Raw genomic sequence first — 2,972 nt, 5'->3', positions numbered from 1 at the left:
GCCGTGACGCTGCCGTCCTGCAGGGCGCGGTTGTTGCCCTGGATGCGCGTGGCGGTCTTCAAAACTTTCTTGGCCATGTCTTTCCTCTCGTGGTCTCAGCAGCAATCGGCGTCGCCGTCGTCGATCAGCGCGGGGCGCAGCCAGGCCAGCGGCAGGTCCGACTTATCCACCTGGGCGGCGGGCTTGAACACCCTGAACCTGTAGCGTTCGTCGCGCGCCATCCAGAACAGGACCGTGGTCAGGCGCGGCGGGAAGCCGGGCACGCGGCCGCGTTCCTCGGACACCAGGACAATCTGGTCGTCGGGAACCGAGAACCGCGCGCGCACCCAGGCCTCGATCCGGTCGAGGTGTTCGAGCGTGTCGCGCGCGGGGCTGCGCGTGGTGAACATTCATCCTCCGGCGACGGGTCGGGGCGTTGTTGGCGTCGTTCCTTCATGTGGAACTTTGTTCTTGTCTGCAGTCTGCCCCTTTGCTAGCCATGGGTCAACGCCGATCGAGGGAGGAGACGGTCATGGCCGAGACAGTGCTTGCCGCCGTGCGGACGGGTCCCGAGAAGACCGAGTTCCGCGAGTTCGACATGCCCGACGTGCCCGACGACGGCGCGCTGCTGAAGATCGAGGTCGCTGGCATCTGCGGCACCGACGTGAAGTTCTACTCCAAGCCGCCGATCGACGACCCGGTCATCATGGGGCACGAGAATATCGGTACAATCGCCAAGGCCGGCAAGCTGTTCCAGAAGCGCCGCGGCCTCAGGGAAGGCGACTTGGTCTTTGCCGAGCATTACGTCGGCTGCATGAACTGCGAGCACTGCCACCGGGGCGATTACCGCCTGTGCATGGCGACCGACTGGCGCAAGAACCCGCAAGGGATACGCTTCGGCTACACGCCGATGACGCGGGCGCCGCACCTGTGGGGCGGCTTCGCGCAGTACATGTACCTGCCGTGGAACGCCGTGCTGCACAAGGTGCCCGACGGGCTGTCGGCCGAGCTTGCGGGCGTGGTCACGCCGATGGCGAACGGGATACAATGGGCGCTGTTCGATTGCGGCGTGGGGTACAATTCGCGTGTATTGGTACAAGGTCCCGGACAGCAGGGGCTGAGCCAGGTGGTCGCCTGCAAGCAGGCCGGCGCGTCGCTGATCATCGTCACCGGCACGTCCAAGGACGTGAAGCGGCTGGAGGTCGCGAAGAAGCTGGGCGCCGACGTGGTGATCAACGTCGACGAGCAGGATCCGCTGGAGGCCATCCGCGAGGCGACCGGCGGCGAAGGCGTCGACGTGGCGCTGGATTGTACCGCCGGCGCCGGCACCATCCCCACCCTGCTGGGGATCGAGGCGCTCAAGCGCAAGGGCGGCACGCTACTGATCCAGGGCGAGGGGCTGGCCGAGTTCCCGAACTTTCCCTTCGGCAAGATCGCCAACAAGTACATCACCGTGAAGGCCGCGCGCGGGCACAACTACCAGTCGTGCGAGCTGGCGCTGCAGCAGCTGAACTCGGACCGCTTCCCGCTGGACCTGATCACCACGCACCGCTTCAAGCTGGAAGAGACCCACGAGGCGATCAAGGCGGTGGGCGCCAGCGGCGACGTGATCCACGTCTCGCTTCTGCCCTGGGCCTGAGCCTTGGCGGCGGGCGCGCCTTCGGACACGCGCATCCCGGTCACGGTGGTGACCGGGTACCTGGGCGCGGGCAAGTCGACGCTGCTGAACCACGTGCTGCAGACCACGGCGCGGCGCTTCGCTGTCATCGTGAACGAGTTCGGCGAGGCCGGGATCGACGGCGAGCTGATCGAAACCGGCGACGAGGACCTGATCGAGCTGAGCTCGGGCTGCCTGTGCTGCGTGGTGCGGGGCGACCTGATCCGCACGCTGCGCGGCCTGCTGAAGCGCGCGCCGGACCTTGACGGCATCCTGATCGAGACGACGGGCGTGGCCAATCCCAGCCCAGTGATCCAGACCTTCACCGCCGACCAGCACCTGGGCGCGCAATGCCGGCTGGACGCGGTGGTGACGGTGGTCGACGCGGTGAATGCCGGCGCGCGGCTGGATGACAGCCGCGACGCGGTGGACCAGGTCGCGCTGGCCAGCGTGCTGGTGCTGAACAAGGCCTTTGAGGCCGACGCCGATGCGGTCGCGGCGCGGCTGCGGGCGGTGAACCCGCATGCGGCGATCCTGCGCTGCGACCGCGGGCGGGTGGACGCGGCGGCGGTGCTGGACACCGGCAGTTTCGATCTGGCGCGGGTGGCGGACGACCTCGCCCCCCTGTCCGCCGACGACCACCACGACCACGTGGCCGCCGACGGTATCGAGAGCGTCACGCTGCACGAGGACGCGGCCCTGGACGCGGACGCGGTCGAGGCGTGGCTCGAGCGCTTGCTGTCGGTGCGCGGAGAGGACATCCTGCGCACCAAGGGCATCCTGGCCCTCGCGGGGGAGGAGCGCCGCTTCGTGCTGCAGGCGGTCAAGATGATGATCGAAGGCGATTTCGGCGCCCCCTGGGGCACCGAGCCACCCGCCAGCCGCATCGTCTTCATCGGCCGGTCGCTGGACCGCGCCGGCTTGCGCGAAGGGTTTTCCGCCTGCCGCGCCACAGGGACCTGAGGGAGGACCGCATGCCCGTCGTCGTCACCGACATCACCCGCGCCGAGAAGGCCGCGACCGACCGCCTGGCCGAGTTCGGCGTGGCCACCGTGCACGAGGCGCAGGGCCGCACCGGCCTGATGCACCAGCGCCTGCGCCCGATCTGGCGCGGCCCCGCCGTCAGCGGCACGGCCGTCACCTGCACGCTGCCGCCGGGCGACAACTGGATGATCCACGTCGCGACCGAGCAGTGCCGGGACGGCGACATCCTGGTCGCCGCCCCCATAGCCGAGGCGCATTCGGGCTATTTCGGCGAGCTGATCGGCACCATCCTGAAGACGCGCGGCGTGCGCGGGCTGATCATCGACGCGGGCTGCCGCGACGTGGACGAACT

Annotated in this window: 3 protein-coding genes and 1 pseudogene; 3 read left to right on the top strand and 1 reads right to left on the bottom strand. The window is 68.7% G+C overall.

The window, feature by feature from the left end; genetic code table 11:
* Window positions 1-95: 95 nt before the first annotated feature.
* Window positions 96-389: a hypothetical protein gene (locus tag ACFDTC_RS02345; protein ID WP_375257257.1), complete on the bottom strand. Its 294-nt coding sequence runs from the start codon at window positions 387-389 to the stop codon at window positions 96-98.
* A 122-nt stretch (window positions 390-511) separates the two neighbouring features.
* On the opposite strand from ACFDTC_RS02345, the gene ACFDTC_RS02340 reads away from it, so the two are divergent.
* The 3 genes and pseudogenes from ACFDTC_RS02340 to ACFDTC_RS02330 form a co-directional block, all read left to right on the top strand.
* Window positions 512-1,618, top strand: a complete 1,107-nt coding sequence (locus ACFDTC_RS02340; protein WP_375257256.1) for a zinc-binding dehydrogenase — start codon at window positions 512-514, stop codon at window positions 1,616-1,618.
* Window positions 1,619-1,621: 3 nt separating this feature from the next.
* On the top strand, window positions 1,622-2,599 hold the full coding sequence (locus ACFDTC_RS02335) for a CobW family GTP-binding protein (protein ID WP_375257255.1): 978 nt from the start codon (window positions 1,622-1,624) through the stop codon (window positions 2,597-2,599).
* Window positions 2,600-2,610: 11 nt separating this feature from the next.
* Window positions 2,611-2,972, top strand: a pseudogene (locus ACFDTC_RS02330) (4-carboxy-4-hydroxy-2-oxoadipate aldolase/oxaloacetate decarboxylase); the annotation flags it as partial.

The sequence above is a fragment of the Citreimonas sp. genome (genome assembly GCF_042096055.1).
In the GTDB taxonomy this organism is placed as follows: Bacteria; Pseudomonadota; Alphaproteobacteria; order Rhodobacterales; family Rhodobacteraceae; genus Citreimonas.
Note: the sequence above shows the minus strand (reverse complement) of the source record. Positions and strands in the feature narration are given on the sequence as shown.